Source organism: Flavobacterium sp. S87F.05.LMB.W.Kidney.N, assembly GCF_004366435.1.
Classification (GTDB): domain Bacteria; phylum Bacteroidota; class Bacteroidia; order Flavobacteriales; family Flavobacteriaceae; genus Flavobacterium.
Genome location: NZ_SODX01000001.1, coordinates 800558 through 820449, shown reverse-complemented (window position 1 = coordinate 820449; position 19892 = coordinate 800558). Strand labels below are relative to the sequence as shown.

Sequence of the window (19892 nt, the reverse complement as noted above, 5' to 3'; positions counted from 1 at the left end):
AACGTATATTACATTAGTTTAACAACAACTATAACGTTATAAATTAAAAATAATTTAAAAAAATAGAGTCATTGAGATTGAAAAATAAACAATCAAATGACATTATAAAGCATTTCTAATAAAAATACATTTAAAATTTTATGAAATTCATAGTTAGACCTTTTGCACTTACATTACTATTTTTCATACAAAACATAAGTTTTTCTCAGGTAAAAAACATTGGAATTCCAGATATTAAAAATTACAAAAGATCAGAATACAAAGGAGGAACTCAAAACTGGAGTATAGACCAGGATAAAAACGGAAATATCTACTTTGCAAACAACAGTGGTTTGATCCAATTTGATGGATCTAATTGGCATAAATATTCATTACCTAATAAATCTGAAATACGAAGCTTAAAAATTGATCCTTCAGGAAGAATTTTTGTTGGAGGAAACAATGAATTTGGTTATTTTAAAATTGATGAAAAAGGAATATTAAAATACCATTCCCTCTACAATCTATTAAGTCCTATTGATAAAGAAAACATTAATCTGATTTGGAGAATTCATCTCTTTAGAGGAGAAGTTATATTTCAATCTTTTTCAAAAGTATTTTTCCTGAAAAACGAAAAAATAACTACTTTAAGCGCACCTCACAAATTCCAGTTTTCATTTTTAGTAAACAATCGTCTTTATTTCCAAGACAAAACATTGGGAATGCTCGAATACAAAAACAGGAGACTGACAGCAGTAGAAGGCACAACTCTTTTTAATGATAAAGAGATTTGGTCTCTTTTTCCTTTACCAAATAATCGATTATTATATGCAACTTTAGAAAAAGGGCTTTTTGTTTCAGAAAATGGCACAATAAAACCTTGGGCAACAGAAGCAAATGATTTCATCAAGAAAAATACTTCTCTTGGCGGATCTATAATTAAAAACAAATTTATAGTGCTAAATTCTGTATTAGACGGCGCCATTATTTGTGATTTAAACGGAAAGATACTTCAGCATTTAAATAGACAAAAAGGCATTCAAAACAATACCATCTTAGCATCATTTATAGATAATAAAAACAACATCTGGCTTGGTCTTGACAATGGTATTACATTTATTAATGAGAATTCTCCTTTTTCTTATTTTGATTACAGTTATAATATAGGAACAGTTTATGCCTCAACAACATTTGAAGATAATTTATATGTTGCCACCAATCAAGGTTTATTTTATCATCCGTGGGGGAAATCGTTTAAGGACAGCCCATTTACAAGAGTCGAAGGAACAATTTCTCAAGTTTGGAATATTCAAGTTTTAAACAATGTCCTTATCTGCGCCAGTAACAGCGGCGCATTGGTAATTGAAAAGAACAGAGTATCAAAAATATTAGATAATAAAGGATATTTTGGATTCAAAAAAATTCCAAATCATGAAAACTATATTATTGGAGAAAGCTATAGCGGATTTTCTGTTTTCAAAAAATCTGCAACAGGTTATGATTATTTACATCAAGTAAAAGGATTTGATGAAACTACAAATAACTTTTCTGTAGAAATAGATGAAAACTATTTATGGCTTAAGAAAAACCCTTTCCTCTACCAAGTAAAATTATCAGACGACTTGAAGAGGTTTGATTTTATGAAAAAACATACTAATATTTCTGAAAATCATAAAGGAATCAACAGCCTGCAAAATATTAATGGTAAAGTTTATTTTCAAGTCCGCAATCATTTTTACAGATATTCAGTTGAGCAGGAGGCTTTTTTTGAAGATAAAAAGATTAGTAATTTATTTAAAGGAATTCCAACTATTAATACATTGATTGAAGATCCTTCAGGAAATTTATGGTATGCATTTAATGAATCTCTAGGAGTATTGGTTAAAAACCACAATGGAACTTACGCTAAAAAACAAGCTATATTTTCAAACTTGACAGGAAATTTAGTAAACAATTATGTATCTGTAAATGCTATTGATCCTCAAAATATTTTTATAGGTTTAACGGATCGTTTAGCCCATTACAATTCTACCATTTCAAATGCATTCATGACAAAACCGAAAGCATTCATTGAAAGTTTTTCTTTTCCTGGCGATACTATTTTGACAGGTAATCTAACAAACCAGGCAGAATCGTACAGTATACCATATAAATCCAATCGAGTAAAATTTACTTTTGCGTCGCCAATATACGAAAATCAAGAAAATGTAATGTATTCTTATAGGTTGGAGCCTTTTGAAGAAAACTGGAGAGGATGGTCGTCTACCGCCATAAAAGAATATACCAATTTGAGAGAAGGAAATTATGTAATGAAATTAAAAGCCAGAAACAGCTACGGCATAGAGTCTAATATTGCTGAAGTTGAATTTACTGTTTCTCCGCCATGGTACAGACATTTCCTTGCTTATCTATTTTATCTAATTCTCATTTTACTGGGTGCTTACTTAATATCTATCAGAATTAAACTAAAGATCAGAAAAAATAGATACTACGAAACAATTGAACAACGAAGATTATACCTTGAAAGAGAATCTAAAATAAGACATGAGCAACATGATTTGGAGAAAGAAATTGAAAAATTAAAAAATGATAAACTTCAAATTAAAATCTTAGCAAAAGATAAAGAACTAGTAAACAACTCATTACAAGTCGTAAAAAAGAACAAAGTATTAAATGGAATTATTCATAAACTTAAAGACATTGATACCAGCATATTAGACGACAATACTAAATCTGAGTTTAGCAAATTACACAAAAGTATTGTAAAAGAAGTTAATACAGATAAAAGCTGGAAAGACTTAGAAAAACACATTAAAAACGTTCATTTTGAGTTCTTAAAGCGCCTTAAAGGCCAATACCCTACTATTTCGCCAAGAGAATTAGATTTGTCGACTTATTTACTAATGAATATGTCAACAAAAGAAATAGCCGAAATTATGAACATTTCAACTGGGGGAGTTGAATTAGCTCGTTATCGTCTGAGAAAAAAATTAGGATTAAATAAAAAAGAAAACCTAATTGGGTTTTTAATGAGTATTTAAAAAGAAAGCCATCCGAATTGGATGGCTTCTTTTTTATGAAATATATTCTAAAGTTCGCTCTAAGGCCATTCCTCTAGATCCTTTAATTAAAATGGTGTTTGAATCAAACTTAAATGATTTTATAAAAGCCGCAAAAGCATCAAATGTTTCAAAAAACTGTATGTTTTCTTTTGAAACTTGATTAGCATAAAACGATTTCCCTATTAAAAAACATAATGCTTGATCTTGATCCGCTAAAGAATCAACTATAACTTTATGCTCGTACAAACTCTCATCCCCGAGTTCAAACATGTCTCCAAGAATCATCATTTTATTATTTTTATCTAATTGAAGAAAGTTAGCAATCGCAACTGCCATACTGCTTGGATTTGCATTGTAAGCATCTAAAATGATTTCATTTTTGCCTCTCTGCATCATTTGAGATCTGTTATTCGCTGGAACATAATTCTCAATTGCACTCTTTATATCGCTCTCATTTACTTCAAAATATTTCCCAATAGCTACAGCTGCATTGATGTTATTTGCGTTATAAAGCCCTATTAAATGCGATTCTACTGCGAAATTGTTATAGCTTATGGCTACAAATGGATTTGCTGTTATTTCTTGAATATTTAGATCTGCATTTCCTTTTTTGACACCAAATGTAAATGCTTTAATACCTTTTGATTTCTCTATCTGAATAGGATCTTCAAGATTGACAAAAACAGTCTTTTGATTTGCTGCGAGATATTGATACATTTCGCTTTTACCAGCAATTACTCCTTCAACCCCACCAAAACCTTCTAAATGGGCTTTCCCAAAATTTGTGATATAACCAAAATCTGGCTGCGCAATTTGGCACAAAAATTCAATTTCTTTTTGGTGGTTAGCCCCCATTTCGACAATTCCGATCTCTGTTTCTTTTGTAAATGAAAGCAAAGTTAATGGCACTCCAATATGATTATTTAAGTTTCCTATTGTAGCTTTTGTTTTGAACTTTTTGGACAACACAACATTAATCAATTCTTTTGTTGTCGTTTTTCCATTACTGCCGGTTAATGCAACAATTGGAAGCCCTAGATGAGTACGATGAAACTTCGCTAATTCTTGAAGTGTTTCTAAACTATTCTTAACCAAAATAGTTCTATCATCAATAAAGTAAGATTCATTATCAATTACTACAAATAAAGCTCCTAAATCTAAAGCTTCTTTAGCAAATGTATTAGCATCAAAATTCTCTCCTTTAATGGCAAAAAATATTGAATTCTTTTCAATCTTTCTTGTATCTATAGAAAGAGAACTGCATTGTAAAAACAGGTTATGAATGTCTTGAATATTCATTTATAAATTTTTTAATAGGTCATAAAAGTAGAAAAAAAACAATAAAAAAATTCCAAATTCCAGACTGATATTCAGCTTTTGGAATTTGGAATTTTTTATACTTGAATTTCTAAATCTTAATTTCTAGGAGATTTTCTCTTTTCAGATTTTGAACCAACTCTAGACATTGCACATCTAAATCCAATATAATCAGTTGCCATATCTTGAGGGAAATATCTTCTTTGAGCTGGATCTAACCAATAAGCTCTATCTCTCCAAGAACCTCCTTTGTAAACTCTTACTTTATCATCGATTAAAGTAGTACGTTTACTAGAGTTATCATATTTTCTAATCATCTTACCTAAACTGTCTGTTGTTACATTATGTTTAGGAGAATTGTACATTGCTTGATCAGCTTTAGCGCCAGACTCTGAATCTCCAAAGTCAAAATATCTAGAAGATTGTTTATCACCATCTCTGTAATTGATATTATTACTTGTACTGAAATTCGTTCTTAAATATGTTTCTTGTTCGTCAACTGGAACTTGAGCAATTTCTCCTGGAAGATTTCTTGCTATAACTTTACCGTTGCTTAAAGTATCATATTTAATGTTAGAAGTTGAAACGATTTCAACTTTACCGTCTTTACCAATTTTGTTTTTAGCATATTGATTTCCTCTATAGTAGTTAAAATCATTTGCTTCATTATCAATAATAGGTCTGTAAACATCGGCAACCCATTCTGCAACGTTTCCAGCCATATCATAAAGACCGAAATCGTTTGGAGCGTAGCTTTTCACAGCATTTGTAATATCTGCTCCGTCATCTGACCAACCTGCAATTCCACCGTAATCACCGTTTCCTTGTTTAAAGTTAGCTAATTGATCACCTCTGTTTTTACGTTTGCTAGAACGTGTGTAATCTCCAGACCATGGATATTTCTTTTGACCTTTGTAGATATTGTATTCTCTTTGTCCAACATCAGCTGCAGCAGCATATTCCCATTCTGCTTCAGTAGGAAGTCTGTATTCTGGCAAAATGATTCCAGAAGAACGTTGAGCGTAAACATTTTTCTCTTCAGGAACTACACCGTCTTTACCAGCTTTAGGTCTTTTCCCTCCAGGATTTTTCTTTAACACAATCTCTTCGCTACCACCACGTGATGTACTTGGAGACATTAAATAACCTTCAGTGTTAAATGCATTATCAGCACTAACTTCATTCGTTTTAGCACCTTTTTTAAGATACCCGTTTTTCTCTAAAACAGCTTCGTTTACACGGTCTGTTCTCCATTTACTAAATTCAACTGCTTGAATCCAGTTAACACCAACTACAGGATAGTTAGCATAAGATGGGTGTCTTAAATAGTTGTTTGTCATCGTTTCGTTATATCCTAAACGATTTCTCCAAACAAGAGTATCTGGCGATGCTCCTTCGTAAATATTTTTGTAATTTTCTTCCGTTGGCGGGAAAACTTTCTTTAACCATTCTAGGTATTCTAAGTACATACCATTCGTAACTTCGGTTTCGTCCATGTAGAATGACTGAACGTGTTGTTGAGTTGGTGTGTTATTCCAATCATGCATAACATCATCCTGTACTTTACCCATAGTAAACGTACCTCCTTCAACAAAAACCAAACCAGGACCAGCCTGTTGTTTTTTCCCTGCATTTCTAGCAGCAGTTCCATTCTGACTATCTACATCCCAGCCAGTTGCTCTAGAAGCGTGAGAGGAACTAGATTTTTTGCTACAACTAGCCATGCCCAACATCAATACCATTGACATCATTAATTGCAAGGCTACAATTTTGTTTACTTTCATACTCATTCTTAGGTGATAAATTTAGGTGCTGCAATATAATAATTAACATTTAATTAGCAACATCTGTTCTAATAATTTTATTTAGCTGTTTTTTTACCAGAAAATAACCTTTAGTTACGAACGCAAAAATATACTTTTTATTATTACTGTAACATGAAATACTATATTTTTACTTAATAATTATTTTTTAATTAAATTTCGCTTTTCAAACCAATGAAACAAGTAATATTCATCTTTATTTTTTTGATTCCAATTCTCTCATTTTCTCAGTTAAATGGGGACGTCACGATCAATTGGCAGAACAAAAAGGAGATCAATTACGGCGAAAATAAAATTATTATTCCAACCTTTACCGGAAGCAGTTTTCGCTTCGATATTACAAAAAAAAGCATAACGTTCCTCCAAAATCTCAACCAATCCAACGTCTCAAACGGCAGCTCGATACAAATTAACAATATTATTTACGAGTCGGTTTCAAGAGCAGAATTAGGAGATTTAACAACCGCAAACATACCTGAAAAACCGAACGAATCTTTATTAATTACAAATTCGCGTGATCTAAAACAATCTTTTCTTTCATTATATCCAATAATAAAGGATGGAAGTGGTTTTAAACGTATTAGGTCATTTTCTTATACTATAAACAATTCAACAGCAAGAACAAACAATTCTTCATCCTTTCAAAAAACTGCTGCAATTTCAAATTCTGTTTTAGCATCTGGAGATTGGTATCGGTTTTATGTTCAAAAATCTGGTGTATATAAAATAAGCAAGTCCTTTTTACAAAGCTTAGGATTTGATCCTTCGAGAGTTGATCCGAGAAGAATAAAAATTTACGGAAACGGTGGCAAAATGCTTCCTCTGGCCAACAACATCTATTATCCAGATGATTTAACTGAAAATGCAATTCAGATTATTGGTGAAGATGACGGCACTTTCAACAATGAAGATTATATTCTTTTTTATGCCGAAGGAGTTGAAAACTGGAACTCTGAAAGTCAAACCAACCTAAATTTGTACGACACTAAGTCTTATTACTATGTAACTGCGTCTGGGACTGAAGGAAAGAGAATTCCTAATTTAAATCAGCCAACGGCGAACAGCACTTTAGAACTGAACACGTTTGATGACTATCAATTTCATGAAATCGACCAAACTAACATTGTTCATTTAGGTCGTCAATGGCTTGGAGAATCTTTTGATATTAATCAGGAACAGGAATTTTCATTCAGTTTTCCAAATCTCGACACTTCTACACCAATAAAAATTGAAGTAAATGCTGCTTCAGCGGCTTTTACCCCTACTTCATTTATTGTTTCTGCCAACGGACAAAATGTTGGGACTATAAATTTTTCGTCATTAATAACAAATTCCGACACTAAATACTACACTGGAAAATTACCCACAAACACAACTTTTACAGGAACCGATAATATAAAAATAAAACTTACCTATAATAACAATGGAGTTCCAGGGTCAAAAGGCTACTTAGATTACATCAATTTGACAGCAAAACGAAAACTTTTAGGAACTGGAAAGCAATTTTTGTTTCAATACAACAATGCAGGATCTATAAGTGGAGTTGTTAATTACACGATTGGAAATGCGGCGGGAGTAAGTCAGATTTGGGATATTACAGACCTATATAATGTATCAAAAATTGAAAATGCAAATCAATCAACTTTTAGCTTTAAAGCCAATTTAGGAGAAGTTAGAAAATATGTAACAGTTGATGCTGCGGATTATTACACTCCTTTAAAAGACAACCAGTCAAAAATCGCAAATCAAAACTTAAAAGGCACAATTTTTAGAAATAGCCAAAATGCTTTTCAAGACATCGATTATGTAATTGTATCTCCAAAATCTTTGATATCTCAAGCAGAAAGACTGGCTAGTTTTCATCGCATCAATTCAAACTTAAATGTAAAAGTTATTTCACTAGACAATATTTATCAGGAGTTCTCTTCGGGAAAACAAGATATTGCAGCTATTCGAAATTGCGTTAAATATATTTACGAGAATGCTTCTTCTTCAGAAAAAAGAATAAAGTATTTAAATCTATTTGGTGATGCTTCGTATGATTACAAGGACCGAATTTCTAACAACACCAATATTGTACCTATATATCAATCGTTAATAAGCAATACGGTTGGAGAAGCTGGATTTGCTTCTGATGATTTTTTTGGCTTTATGGATGCTGATGAAGGAATTATAGCTTACCCTTTTGGAGGAATTGATATTGCAGTGGGAAGAATGCTTGTTTCAGACAATTCGCAAGCACAGGAAATGGTCAACAAAGTTTTAGAATATCATGATGCAAAATCGTACGGAAACTGGAGAAACAATTTTGTTTTAATAAGCGATGATTCTGATAAATCTGGAGACGAAACATTACAGTCCCGCCAAAACGGATTGGCCGATGTGATAGCCACAGAAAAACCTTTTTTTAATATCGAAAAAATACTTTTAGATTCTTACACACAAGAAGCTTCTGCCGGTGGAGCGCGATATCCTAAAGCAAGAACCGATTTTTTTAATGCTTTTGAAAAAGGCGCATTAGTTTTTAATTATTTGGGACATGGAGGCGAAGACGGATTAGCAAGTGAACGAATTTGGGAAAAATCAGATGGGCAGAATTTAAACAATCAATACAAATATCCTTTATTTGTTACAATTACCTGTGAATTTTCAAGATTTGACGATCCAACAAGACCTACAGCTGGAGAATATGTATTTTGGAACCCAAAAGGAGGTGCAATTTCTATGCTGACAACAATTCGTGAAATCGGCCAGCCAAATGCAGAAGATTTCAATGACATATTAAGCAAAAATCTTCTTTCGTACGGCTCAAATCAATACAATAGCATTGCAGAATCTTTAAGAATTTCAAAAAACGAAAGACCAAGTTCTGCCAGCAATGTTGTTGTATATATAGGTGATCCTGCTTTGATGTTAGCAATTCCAAAACCTAGGATTAATTTAACAAAAGTAAATGATATTGTGATTTCTCAAGCTATACCTGATTTAAAATCACTGTCAAAAATCAAAATATCAGGAGAAATTACAGATGAAAACAATACTCTTTTAAGCAATTATAATGGAGAATTAGCTACCGCCATTTTCGATAAAATGATTACAAATTCAACTTTAAACAATGACGGTTTCAGCCCTCCAATACAATTTAAAACCTTAGGAGAAACGATTTTTAGAGGAAATGCATCTGTCACAAATGGACAATTTGAATTTAGTTTTGTTGTTCCGAGAGACATTAGAATTCCTGTTGATAATGGTCGAATTAGTTTTTATTCTAAAAAAAATGAGGCTCTTGAAAACCAAACTGGCTATAATAATAGCATTAAAATTGGAGGAATTAACGAAAATGCACCTCAGGACAATATAAGTCCAAAAGTTAAGTTATATATGAACGACGAAACTTTTGTATCTGGAGGCATTACAAATGAGTCTCCTTTCCTTTTAGCCTTTTTAGAAGACGAAAACGGAATTAATACAGCAAGTGGAATCGGGCATGATATTGTTGCAATTTTAGATGGAGATGTAAGCAATCCTTATATTTTGAATGATTATTATCAAACAAAATTAGACGATTACACAAACGGGAACTTACGCTTCCCTTTTAGAAATTTAGCCCCAGGATTACACACCATAAGCTTCACTGCTTGGGATGTTTATAATAATCCTGTTACCAGCGAAATTCAATTTACAGTTGTTGGAGATGAATCATTGACATTATCACACGTTCTTAATTACCCAAACCCTTTTTCAACTTATACACAATTCTGGTTTTCGCATAACAGACCATACGAACCGCTGGAAGTACAGGTTCAAGTTATGACTATTACAGGAAAAGTGGTTTGGACTAAAAATCAAACAATAACAACAGAAGGATTTTTATCAAGAGAAATAACATGGGACGGAAAGGATGATTTTGGAGACAGAATCGGAAAAGGAGTATATATTTACAAACTCACGGTAAAATCAAATTTAACAAATAAAAAAGCAGAAAAATACGAAAAGCTTGTCATCCTATAATATTATATATATTTGCATCACCAAAACATTAGTCCCATAAATGAAAAAAATATCACTTTTATTAATTTGTTTTTTTATTTTCTGCAGTTCAAAGGCCCAGGAATCAAGACCTATAGTAACTGGAGTACCTTTTCTATTAGTAGCCGCAGATGCTAGAGCAGCCGGTTTAGCCGACCAAGGTGTCGCTACTTCGTCCGACGTTTTCTCACAACAATGGAATCCCGCTAAATACGCATTTGCAGAAGATGCTCAGGGTCTTTCTATTAGTTACACACCGTATTTGACGGATCTTGCCAACGACATTTCATTAGGTCAGTTGACTTACTACAACAAAATCAACGAAAAAAGTGCTTTTGCTGCAAGTTTTCGTTATTTTGGTTTTGGAGGAATTGAACTAAGATACACTGGAGATCCTAACGAAGCTGTACGAGAAGTAAATCCAAACGAATTTGCCTTAGACGGATCTTATTCACTAAAATTAAGTGAAAAATTCTCGATGGCAGTTGCAGGACGTTTCATAAACTCTAACCTAAAAGTCGCTTCAGAAGAAGTTGATGCAACATCTGCCAGTTCTTTTGCTGTCGATGTAGCTGCTTTTTATCAATCAGAAGAAATTGCTTACCAGGATTTCAACGGAAGATGGAGAGCCGGAATTAACTTTCAGAATTTAGGTCCAAAAATAAGTTATGACAATGATGATGTAAGTTCAAACTTTCTGCCAGCTAATTTAAGATTAGGTGGAGGATTTGATTTTATTTTTGATGACTACAACAAACTTACTTTAAGCGCCGAACTTACCAAACTTTTAGTTCCGACTCCTCCAGGGATAGGAACTGCCGTAGACGCAAATGGAGATGGAGATTTTGATGATCCAGAAGACATCACACAACAAGAAGCTACAGATGCTGGATATAGAGACTATAATGATATTGGATGGTTTCAAGGAGTATTCAAATCATTTGGTGATGCTCCAGGCGGATTTAAAGAAGAAGTAAAAGAAGTTACCTATAGCGTAGCTGCAGAATATATGTACCAAGATTCATTTGCAATGCGTTTAGGATACTATCACGAAAGTCCAGAAAAAGGAGCTAAACAATTTTTCTCTTTAGGAGCAGGATTTAAATACAACATTATGAAAATTGATGTATCTTATCTATTCTCGGCTTCGAAAATAAAAAATCCATTAGAAAACACACTCCGTTTCTCTTTAACGTTTAACTTTGGTGACAAATACGAAACTTATTAAAGAGCTGTATCAAAATAAAAATAACTCAATCCAAATTCCGGCATTTTAGGAATTTGGATTTTTTTTCCCTTAAAAACAGATGAAAGAGATCAATATAACAACTTCATTTACAATATTTGATAGTTTAAAAGAACTTCCAGAAGAAATTCAGGATTTAATGAATCAAGCAGTCGAAATTAGAAAGAAGGCTTACGCGCCCTATTCAAACTTTAGAGTTGGAGCCGCTTTACTTTTAGATAACGGTAAAATTGTTTTAGGTTCCAACCAAGAAAACGCCGCTTATCCCTCTGGACTTTGCGCAGAAAGAGTTGCAATTTTTCATGCAGGAAGCATTTATCCTGAAGCCAAAATAACAAAAATGGCTATTACAGCAGCTTCAGACACAAACCAGACCACTGCCCCTATTCCGCCATGCGGTTCTTGCCGACAATCAATTGCTGAATACGAAATAAAACAGGACACCCCAATTGAAATCTATTTTATGGGCGAAATTGGCGAAGTTTATAAATCTTCATCACTAAAAAATTTACTCCCTTTAATGTTCGACAAAAAGTTCTTGTAAAAAAAAGCCAAAAAGTAGCTATTTAATTTTAGTTCTTAAATGTAATGTCTTATTTTTGCATCCCGACCTTTCGGGCGCAAATTTGTGGGAGGAAACTATTTTGCGTTACAGGCACAATAATCGATAACACAAACAACTTTAGCAAAAGAAAGAATTCAGATGAAAGAAGTTACAAAAGAGGTATATTTAAAGTGGTATGAGGACATGCTGCTTTGGAGAAAGTTTGAAGACAAACTTGCAGCATTATACATTCAACAAAAAGTTAGAGGTTTTCTACACCTATATAATGGTCAAGAAGCTGTATTAGCTGGTGCATTGCACGCTATGGATTTGACCAAAGATAAAATGATCACTGCTTACAGAAACCACGTTCAGCCAATTGGTATGGGAGTTGATCCTAGAAATGTAATGGCAGAACTTTTAGGAAAAGTAACAGGAACTTCTAAAGGTATGGGAGGTTCTATGCACATTTTCTCTAAAGAACACCGTTTTTATGGTGGTCACGGAATCGTTGGTGGACAAATTCCAGTAGGAGCAGGTTTAGCTTTTGCTGATAAATATTTCAACACTGGTGGTGTTACCATGACTTACTTTGGTGATGGAGCTGCAAGACAAGGTTCTTTACACGAAGCTTTCAACATGGCTATGTTATGGAAACTTCCAGTTGTATTTATTGTTGAAAACAACGGATATGCAATGGGAACTTCTGTAGAAAGAACTGCAAACCACACTGACATCTGGAAACTAGGTTTAGGTTATGAAATGCCTTGCGGACCGGTTGATGGAATGAATCCAGTAAAAGTTGCTGAAGCTATGCATGAAGCTATCGAAAGAGCGCGTCGCGGAGATGGACCAACTTTCCTAGAAATGAAAACATACCGTTACAGAGGACACTCTATGTCTGATGCACAATTGTACCGTTCGAAAGAAGAGGTTGAAGAATACAAAAAAATCGACCCAATTACTCAAGTTCTTGATGTAATTAAGGATCAAAAATATGCTACTGACGAAGAAATTGAAGTAATTGACCAAAGAGTTAAAGACTTAGTTGAAGAGTGTGCGAAATTCGCTGAAGAATCTCCATATCCAGACTTACAACAATTATACGATGTAGTATACGCACAAGAAGACTATCCATTTACACCTCATAAACTATAATTAATTATGGCTATTAAAGTAACAATGCCTCGTTTGAGCGATACTATGACGGAAGGAACGGTAGCGACTTGGTTAAAAAAAGTAGGCGACAAAATTAGCGAAGGAGATATCCTTGCTGAAATTGAAACAGACAAAGCAACAATGGAGTTCGAATCTTTTAACGAAGGAACTCTTTTACATATCGGAATTCAAGCTGGAGAAACTGCTCCAGTTGATTCATTACTTGCAATCATTGGTAAAGAAGGAGAAGATATTTCTGCTCTTTTAGCTGGTGGTGACGCTCCTGCTGATCCCGAAGCTTCGGGACCAAAAGCGGAAGCTAAAGAAGAAGCTCCTATTGCAGAAGCAAAAACTGAAACTGCTGCTCCTGCAAAAGCAGCTACTGAATTACCAAAAGGTGTTGTAGTTGTAACTATGCCACGTTTGAGTGATACAATGACAGAAGGTACAGTAGCAACTTGGTTGAAAAAAGTTGGCGATGCTGTGGCTGAAGGAGATATTTTAGCAGAAATTGAAACAGACAAAGCTACAATGGAGTTTGAGTCATTCAATGCTGGAACATTATTATACATCGGAATTCAAGAAGGAAACACTGCTCCTGTTGACAGCTTATTAGCCATCATCGGACCTGCAGGAACTGACATTTCTGGAATTGCTGAAAATTATACTGCTGGAGGCGCTTCAACTACAAGTGCTCCTGCTGCAGAAGAAACAAAAGCTGCTCCTGCTGCCGAAAAAGCAACAGAAGCAACGGCTGATACATCATCAAATGGAGGAAGAATTTTAGCTTCACCTTTAGCTAAGAAAATCGCTTCTGACAAAGGAATTCAATTAAGCCAAGTTAAAGGTTCTGGAGAAAACGGACGTATCGTAAAAAGCGATATCGAAAACTTTACTCCATCTGCTCAAGGACAACCTGCTGCAAAACCTGCTGATGCAAAACAAGAAGCTTCTGCTCCTGCTGCACCAAAAGTATTTGTTCCTGCTGGAGAAGTTTACACAGAAGAGATCAAAAACTCTCAAATGCGTAAAATTATCGCTAAACGTCTTGCAGAATCTTTATTTACTGCACCTCACTACAACTTAGTGATCGAAGTAAGTATGGACGAAGCAATGGGTGCAAGAGCAACTATCAACACTGTTCCTGATACAAAAGTATCTTTCAACGATATGGTAATTAAAGCTTGTGCTTTAGCATTGAAAAAACATCCAAAAATCAACTCTCAGTGGAAAGAAGATGCTATCATCATCAACCACCACGTAAATATTGGTGTTGCTGTAGCTGTTGAAGACGGATTAGTAGTTCCTGTATTGAAATTTACAGATGCTATGAGTTTATCTCAAATTGGTGCTTCTGTAAGAGACCTTGCAGGAAGAGCTAAAAACAAAAAATTAGGACCACAAGAAATGGAAGGAAGTACTTTTACAGTATCTAACCTTGGAATGTTTGGTATTACTGAATTTAATTCTATTATCAATCAGCCAAACTCTGCAATCCTTTCTGTAGGTGCAATTGTTGAGAAACCAGTAGTTAAAAACGGCCAAATCGTAGTTGGAAACACAATGATGTTATCATTAGCATGTGACCACAGAACAATTGACGGTGCAACTGGCGCTCAATTCTTACAAACATTAAAACAATACATCGAAAGCCCGGTTACAATGTTGGCATAATATACACATGTCAGCCCGAGCTAAGTCGAAGGTTATATTTAATAAAATCCCGTTTTGTTTATTCAAAACGGGATTTTTTGTTTAATTTTCATCCTCAAATTCAATACTTCATAAAATGAAAAAACTAATCCTCGCAGCTTTATTCCTGACAGTAATTGCCTGCCAGAAAAAAGACCAAACGGAAAAAGCAGCCGCTGTTACAGACGAACACAGCTATTCTAAACCAGAACTTGCTGTTGTAAAACATCTTGATCTAGATATTAAAGTCGACTTTGACACACAGACTATTTCAGGAAAAGCTTCTTGGCTAATTGACAATATCAGCAAAGGAAACGAAATTATTTTCGACGAAAACACTTTAAATATTACAAAAGTAACCCTAGGCGACGAAGAAAAAGAAACCAAATTTGAACTTGGAAAGGATACTGAATTTCACGGAAAACCGCTTCATATTACAATTGAACCAAATACTACCAAAGTAAACATCTATTACAGCACAACAAAAGATGCTGTTGCTTTACAATGGCTGAAGCCTGAACAAACTGCAGACAAAAAGAAACCATTTTTATTTTCGCAAGGAGAAAGCGTTTGGTCAAGAACATGGATTCCATGTCAAGATTCTCCAGGAATTCGTTTTACTTACAATGCAAAAGTTACCGTTCCAAAAGATTTATTAGCTGTAATGAGCGCAGTAAATCCGCAGAAGAAAAATGATACAGGAGTTTACACTTTTAAGCAGGACAAAGCAATTCCGTCTTATTTAATGGCGATTGCCGTTGGAGATATGGAGTTTAAAGCAATTGACAACAGAACTGGCGTTTATGCTGAACCATCTGTTTTAAAAAGTGCTGCTTATGAATTTGCTGAATTAGGCAAAATGGTTATTGCTGCAGAAAAATTGTATGGCCCTTACCGCTGGGGGCGCTACGATGTTTTGGTTTTACCACCAAGTTTCCCTTATGGCGGAATGGAAAACCCAAATCTTACTTTTTTAACCCCAGGAGTTATTGCTGGAGATCGCTCGTTAACTAGTTTATTGGCACACGAATTAGGCCACAGCTGGAGCGGAAATTTAGTTACAAATGCAACTTGGGATGATATTTGGTTAAACGAAGGTTTTACAACTTATGTAGAACACCGAATAGGAGAAGCTATTTTTGGGAAGAAAGAATTTGAAATGCAAAATGTCATCACCCGTAAAGAACTAGTTGACAATGTAGCAGAATATGGAAAAACAAGTCCTGACACAAGATTAAAAGTATCTTTAACAGGAAGAAATCCAGATGACGGAATCAGTATGATTCCTTATGTAAAAGGTTATGCATTTTTAAGAGTTATAGAAAATGCTGTTGGACGTGAAAAATTTGATGTTTTCATTAAAAACTATTTCGATGCACATGCGTTTAAATCAATTACAACAGAAGATTTTGTAAAATATCTAAATGAAAACCTGATAAAAGGAGACAAAACTTTAGCAGACAAAATCAAATTGGAAGATTGGATTTACAAACCTGGAATTCCGTCAAACATTACTCCTGTAAGTTCTGCCGATTTTGACGCAATTGATAAAATTCAAAAAAGCTGGAGAGAAACCGGCGTAAAGGGATTAAGCAAAAAAATAACAACAACTGCAGAAAAACAGCATTTTATAGATCATCTTCCAGCAGATATTACAGTAAAAGAAATGGAAGCAATTGACAATGAATTCAACTTTACAAAAGGAGGCAATTTCATTATCAAACGTCAATGGTTTGTTCAGGCATTAATCCACCAATACAAACCAGCATATCCTGCAATTGAACAATTTTTAATTGGCATAAGCAGAACTGGATCTGTCATGATGCTTTATAAAGAAATGGTTAAAACCCCAGAAGGAAAAATTTGGGCTAAGCAGATTTTTGAAAAAGCAAAAGCTGGATATCATGCTACTACAATTCAAGCTGTTGAAGGTGTTTTGAAATAAATTTTTTAAACTATCATTTTAAAAGAGGCTGTCACTTTACGGACAGCCTCTTTTTTTATATGCACTATTTGTCATTTCAACGGAGGAGAAATGACAAGATTATGATTTTTTCGTTTAAAATAATTGTCAGGGAAAATTGTCCATCACATAGCGTAGATTCTCCATGTTCCAAAATCTGTAATCGTCGCACCTTTGTAATGTCAAAAGACAACAACAAATAATAATATTTAAAATTTAAATAAAATGACACGATTAACAGCATTAAACCCAGAAGAAGTAACAGGAAAAACTAAAGATTTATTCAACGCTGTACAAGCAAAATTAGGTGTAGTTCCGAACATGATGAGAACAATGGGAAATTCACCAGCAGTTTTAGAAGGATATTTGAATTTGAGTGGTGCATTGAGCCACGGAAAACTAAGCGCAAAAACCGGCGAATTAATTGCATTAGCAGTTTCAGAAAGCAATTCTTGTGATTATTGTTTAGCAGCTCACACCTTTATTGGAGAAAAATTAGTTAAGGCAGATCCAGCGGTTTTAAAAGCAGCAAGAACAGGAAATTCAACAGACGCTAAAACAGAAGCAATTTTACAATTAGCTAAAACTTTAATCAGTAAAAATGGTTTAGTAAACGATGAAGATGTCAATAAAGCTAAAAATGCAGAAGTTTCTGATGCAGAAATCGCTGAAACTATTGCTCATGTCGCTTTAAATGTTTTAACAAACTATTTCAATAACGTTGCTAATACTGAAATTGATTTTCCAGCAGTATAATTAAAACACCAGCACACTATAACAAAAAACAATTTATAAGGATAGTTGTGAATTTATTTCATAACTATCTTTATATTTTCAAAAATACTATTACATATGAGTTCTTCAAATGTTTCAACTTTGATAAATCCGCAAAATGGCAATTTAGCTTTTAAAATTCTTGCTTTTGATGACAACAGCCATTTCGACCATTTGCAACGAAACAACTACTACTCTTTAATTTGGGTAACCAAAGGAAAAGGCAAAGTAAAAGCTGATTTTGCAGAACATCAATTTGAAGAAAACTCTCTTATAGCCTTTTCACCCTATCAGCCTTTTATGCTTTGCGTAAACGAACCAATTGAAGGAATTGCGATTCATTTTCACCCAGATTTTTACTGCATTCACATGCATCAAAAAGAAGTTTCATGTAACGGCGTTTTATTCAATAACATTTATCAGCCACCTTATGTTCGTGTTACAGAACAAGCGCTGCTAACTTTCAAAATGGTTATTGAGCAAATGAAAGCTGAAATTCAAAATGCTGAACTGGCACAATATGAACTGCTAATTTCGTATTTAAAGATATTTTTAATTACAGCTTCAAGACTAAAAACAGAGCAATTAGAAGAGCTGAAATCGGTTCCAGATTCAAAAGAACCTGCTATTCTTCAAAATCTGATAGATGCCATTGAACTTAATTTCAAAACCAAACATTCGGCTGGAAATTATGCAGATCTGCTAAATATTTCACCAAAAGCATTAGCAAAACTCTCTAAGAATTACTTCAATAAAACACTAACGGACTTAATTTCGGAAAGAATAATTATTGAAGCTAAACGAGAATTGTACTTAACCAATAAAACCGTAAAAGAAATAGCCTACGAACTAGGTTATGATGACGAACATTATTTCAGCCGTTTCTTTAAAACTAATGCCGATGTTTCGCCTCAGATTTATCGTGAAACTGTAGGGTTTGGAAAAATGGAGGCTTAATTTTTATTTTTGGCTTCAATCCATTTTGACATATACATGGTGCTTTTATACGCGTGATGCTGTAGTAAACTGCCCATAAAATTATGAAGCCGATGATTTGTGGAATCGATTAATAATTTATTGACCAGATTAGTTAATTCGTCTGAATAATTATTTTTTTGATAACATTCATTAATAATCGCAACAGCATTTTTCTGAGACTCTTTCCACAGATTTTCATCTTTATAAAGTGCAATTGCTTTTTTTGCAAATTCCTGCGGATCATCTTCAACAAAACCATTCCATGGTAGATTACCATGCATAGCTTCAGAACCAATTGTTGTTGTTACACTTGGCGTTCCGCATTGCATTGCCTCTAACAACTTCCCTTTCAAACCTGCTCCAAAACGAATTGGAGCCAATACAACCCTCGCCTTTTTCACCACTTCATCAGCATCTGCTGCCCTTCCCATTATAAAAAAACCATTTTTAGGCTGATGCAATTGCAACACTTTTTGTGAAGGATAAGCGCCATACACTTCTAAAACAGCTTCTGGGAAATCTTTTTTTATAGAAGGCCAAATCGCTTCTTTTAAATATTGAACAGTATTCCAATTCGGTTCGTGAAGAAAATTTCCAATAAAAACATAATGCTGACGATCATCAAATACAGGCAATTGTAATAGATCATCTTCAGTCATTTTATCCACTAAAAAAGGAAGATAAAAAAGCAAGTCAGAACTAATTCTAAAATTTTCTTTGAGAATTTTCATTTCGAATTCAGAAATAATTAAAGATAAATCAGACCGTAAAATACTAGCAATTTCACGTTTAGCAACTTCTTCAGAAAACAAATCAGTCATTTCAAAAGTTCGTTTTTCCTTAAAAGCTTTTTGCCTTGCTGTTCTCAAACAATGCAGATCTTCAGTATCTAAAATTCTGATGGCTTTTGGGCAGTTTTCGATTACTCTCCATCCAAATTGTTCTTCAATCATAAATCTATCAAACAACACAACATCGGGATTTAGTTCCAACAAAAACGAATCAAAAGTAGCTGAATTAAGTTCTATGCTCTTTTTAATTACTCCAAACTCAGATAAATCAACCATAAAATCACTGTCCTGCGCTGCGCTGGCAAATGTTATTTCAAATCCGTTTGCTGCGAAAATTGAAATCAACTGCATCATTCTCCCGCCTGCCGCAGAAGAATTTGGCTCAGGCCACACAAACCCAAGAATTAAAAGTTTTTTTAACTGATTCATTGTAATTTATTTCAACTTACAAAATAATGCTTTTTTCAGCGCAATAGCACGATATTTAGTGATTATTAGTGATAAAAAACACTAATTTTGCACGGAACTAAATGCTG

General features: G+C 33.9%; 12 protein-coding genes. 9 read left to right on the top strand and 3 right to left on the bottom strand.

The annotated features are described in order from the left end of the window. Positions 1–140 precede the first annotated feature (140 nt). A complete protein-coding gene (locus tag EDB96_RS03580) occupies positions 141–3020 on the top strand; it encodes a triple tyrosine motif-containing protein (RefSeq protein ID WP_134139266.1) in 2880 nt (959 codons plus the stop codon). Between the two features lie 33 nt (positions 3021–3053). On the opposite strand, the gene EDB96_RS03575 is transcribed toward EDB96_RS03580, so the two are convergent. Together EDB96_RS03575 and gldJ are read right to left on the bottom strand one after the other, a co-directional pair. Beyond that, complete coding sequence (locus EDB96_RS03575; protein ID WP_134139265.1) at positions 3054–4340, bottom strand: UDP-N-acetylmuramoyl-tripeptide--D-alanyl-D-alanine ligase; 1287 nt, start codon at positions 4338–4340, stop codon at positions 3054–3056. A 116-nt stretch (positions 4341–4456) separates the two neighbouring features. Then, positions 4457–6142 carry a gliding motility lipoprotein GldJ gene (gene gldJ, locus EDB96_RS03570; protein ID WP_057117531.1) on the bottom strand — a complete coding sequence of 562 codons (1686 nt, stop codon included), beginning with the start codon at positions 6140–6142 and terminating at the stop codon, positions 4457–4459. Between the two features lie 213 nt (positions 6143–6355). Here gldJ and porU point away from each other — a divergent pair, with 213 nt between their 5' ends. The 8 genes from porU to EDB96_RS03530 all read left to right on the top strand — a co-directional run bounded on the left by porU (position 6356) and on the right by EDB96_RS03530 (position 18544). After that, positions 6356–10192 (top strand): type IX secretion system sortase PorU, encoded by a 3837-nt coding sequence (gene porU, locus EDB96_RS03565; protein WP_134139263.1) that lies wholly within the window; start codon positions 6356–6358, stop codon positions 10190–10192. A gap of 40 nt (positions 10193–10232) precedes the next feature. Continuing rightward, positions 10233–11438, top strand: a complete 1206-nt coding sequence (gene porV / locus EDB96_RS03560; RefSeq protein WP_057117533.1) for a type IX secretion system outer membrane channel protein PorV — start codon at positions 10233–10235, stop codon at positions 11436–11438. Between the two features lie 79 nt (positions 11439–11517). Next, on the top strand, positions 11518–12000 hold the full coding sequence (gene cdd, locus EDB96_RS03555) for a cytidine deaminase (RefSeq protein ID WP_057117534.1): 483 nt from the start codon (positions 11518–11520) through the stop codon (positions 11998–12000). A gap of 159 nt (positions 12001–12159) precedes the next feature. Then, the gene (pdhA, locus tag EDB96_RS03550; protein WP_057117535.1) at positions 12160–13158 is read left to right on the top strand and encodes a pyruvate dehydrogenase (acetyl-transferring) E1 component subunit alpha; all 999 of its coding nucleotides are present in this window, start codon (positions 12160–12162) and stop codon (positions 13156–13158) included. Between the two features lie 6 nt (positions 13159–13164). Continuing rightward, entirely contained in the window at positions 13165–14832 is a 1668-nt protein-coding gene (locus tag EDB96_RS03545) for a pyruvate dehydrogenase complex dihydrolipoamide acetyltransferase (protein ID WP_134139262.1), read from the top strand. A 115-nt stretch (positions 14833–14947) separates the two neighbouring features. After that, positions 14948–16795: a hydrolase/aminopeptidase gene (locus EDB96_RS03540; protein WP_134139261.1), complete on the top strand. Its 1848-nt coding sequence runs from the start codon at positions 14948–14950 to the stop codon at positions 16793–16795. Positions 16796–17038: 243 nt separating this feature from the next. Beyond that, a complete protein-coding gene (locus EDB96_RS03535) occupies positions 17039–17569 on the top strand; it encodes a carboxymuconolactone decarboxylase family protein (RefSeq protein WP_057117538.1) in 531 nt (176 codons plus the stop codon). 96 nt (positions 17570–17665) lie between these two features. Beyond that, positions 17666–18544 carry a helix-turn-helix domain-containing protein gene (locus tag EDB96_RS03530; protein ID WP_134139260.1) on the top strand — a complete coding sequence of 293 codons (879 nt, stop codon included), beginning with the start codon at positions 17666–17668 and terminating at the stop codon, positions 18542–18544. Here EDB96_RS03530 and EDB96_RS03525 read toward each other — a convergent pair. Beyond that, the gene (locus EDB96_RS03525; protein ID WP_134139258.1) at positions 18541–19785 is read right to left on the bottom strand and encodes a glycosyltransferase; all 1245 of its coding nucleotides are present in this window, start codon (positions 19783–19785) and stop codon (positions 18541–18543) included. The two genes, EDB96_RS03530 and EDB96_RS03525, sit on opposite strands and share 4 nt — an antisense overlap. Between the last annotated feature and the right edge of the window lie 107 nt (positions 19786–19892).

What these genes read in the sequence shown, in the direction of transcription:
- EDB96_RS03580 (WP_134139266.1), top strand. Translation starts at nt 141, where the DNA reads ATGAAATTCATAGTTAGACCTTTTGCACTTACATTACTATTTTTCATA.
- EDB96_RS03575 (WP_134139265.1), bottom strand. Translation starts at nt 4,340, where the DNA reads ATGAATATTCAAGACATTCATAACCTGTTTTTACAATGCAGTTCTCTT.
- gldJ (WP_057117531.1), bottom strand. Translation starts at nt 6,142, where the DNA reads ATGAAAGTAAACAAAATTGTAGCCTTGCAATTAATGATGTCAATGGTA.
- porU (WP_134139263.1), top strand. Translation starts at nt 6,356, where the DNA reads ATGAAACAAGTAATATTCATCTTTATTTTTTTGATTCCAATTCTCTCA.
- porV (WP_057117533.1), top strand. Translation starts at nt 10,233, where the DNA reads ATGAAAAAAATATCACTTTTATTAATTTGTTTTTTTATTTTCTGCAGT.
- cdd (WP_057117534.1), top strand. Translation starts at nt 11,518, where the DNA reads ATGAAAGAGATCAATATAACAACTTCATTTACAATATTTGATAGTTTA.
- pdhA (WP_057117535.1), top strand. Translation starts at nt 12,160, where the DNA reads ATGAAAGAAGTTACAAAAGAGGTATATTTAAAGTGGTATGAGGACATG.
- EDB96_RS03545 (WP_134139262.1), top strand. Translation starts at nt 13,165, where the DNA reads ATGGCTATTAAAGTAACAATGCCTCGTTTGAGCGATACTATGACGGAA.
- EDB96_RS03540 (WP_134139261.1), top strand. Translation starts at nt 14,948, where the DNA reads ATGAAAAAACTAATCCTCGCAGCTTTATTCCTGACAGTAATTGCCTGC.
- EDB96_RS03535 (WP_057117538.1), top strand. Translation starts at nt 17,039, where the DNA reads ATGACACGATTAACAGCATTAAACCCAGAAGAAGTAACAGGAAAAACT.
- EDB96_RS03530 (WP_134139260.1), top strand. Translation starts at nt 17,666, where the DNA reads ATGAGTTCTTCAAATGTTTCAACTTTGATAAATCCGCAAAATGGCAAT.
- EDB96_RS03525 (WP_134139258.1), bottom strand. Translation starts at nt 19,785, where the DNA reads ATGAATCAGTTAAAAAAACTTTTAATTCTTGGGTTTGTGTGGCCTGAG.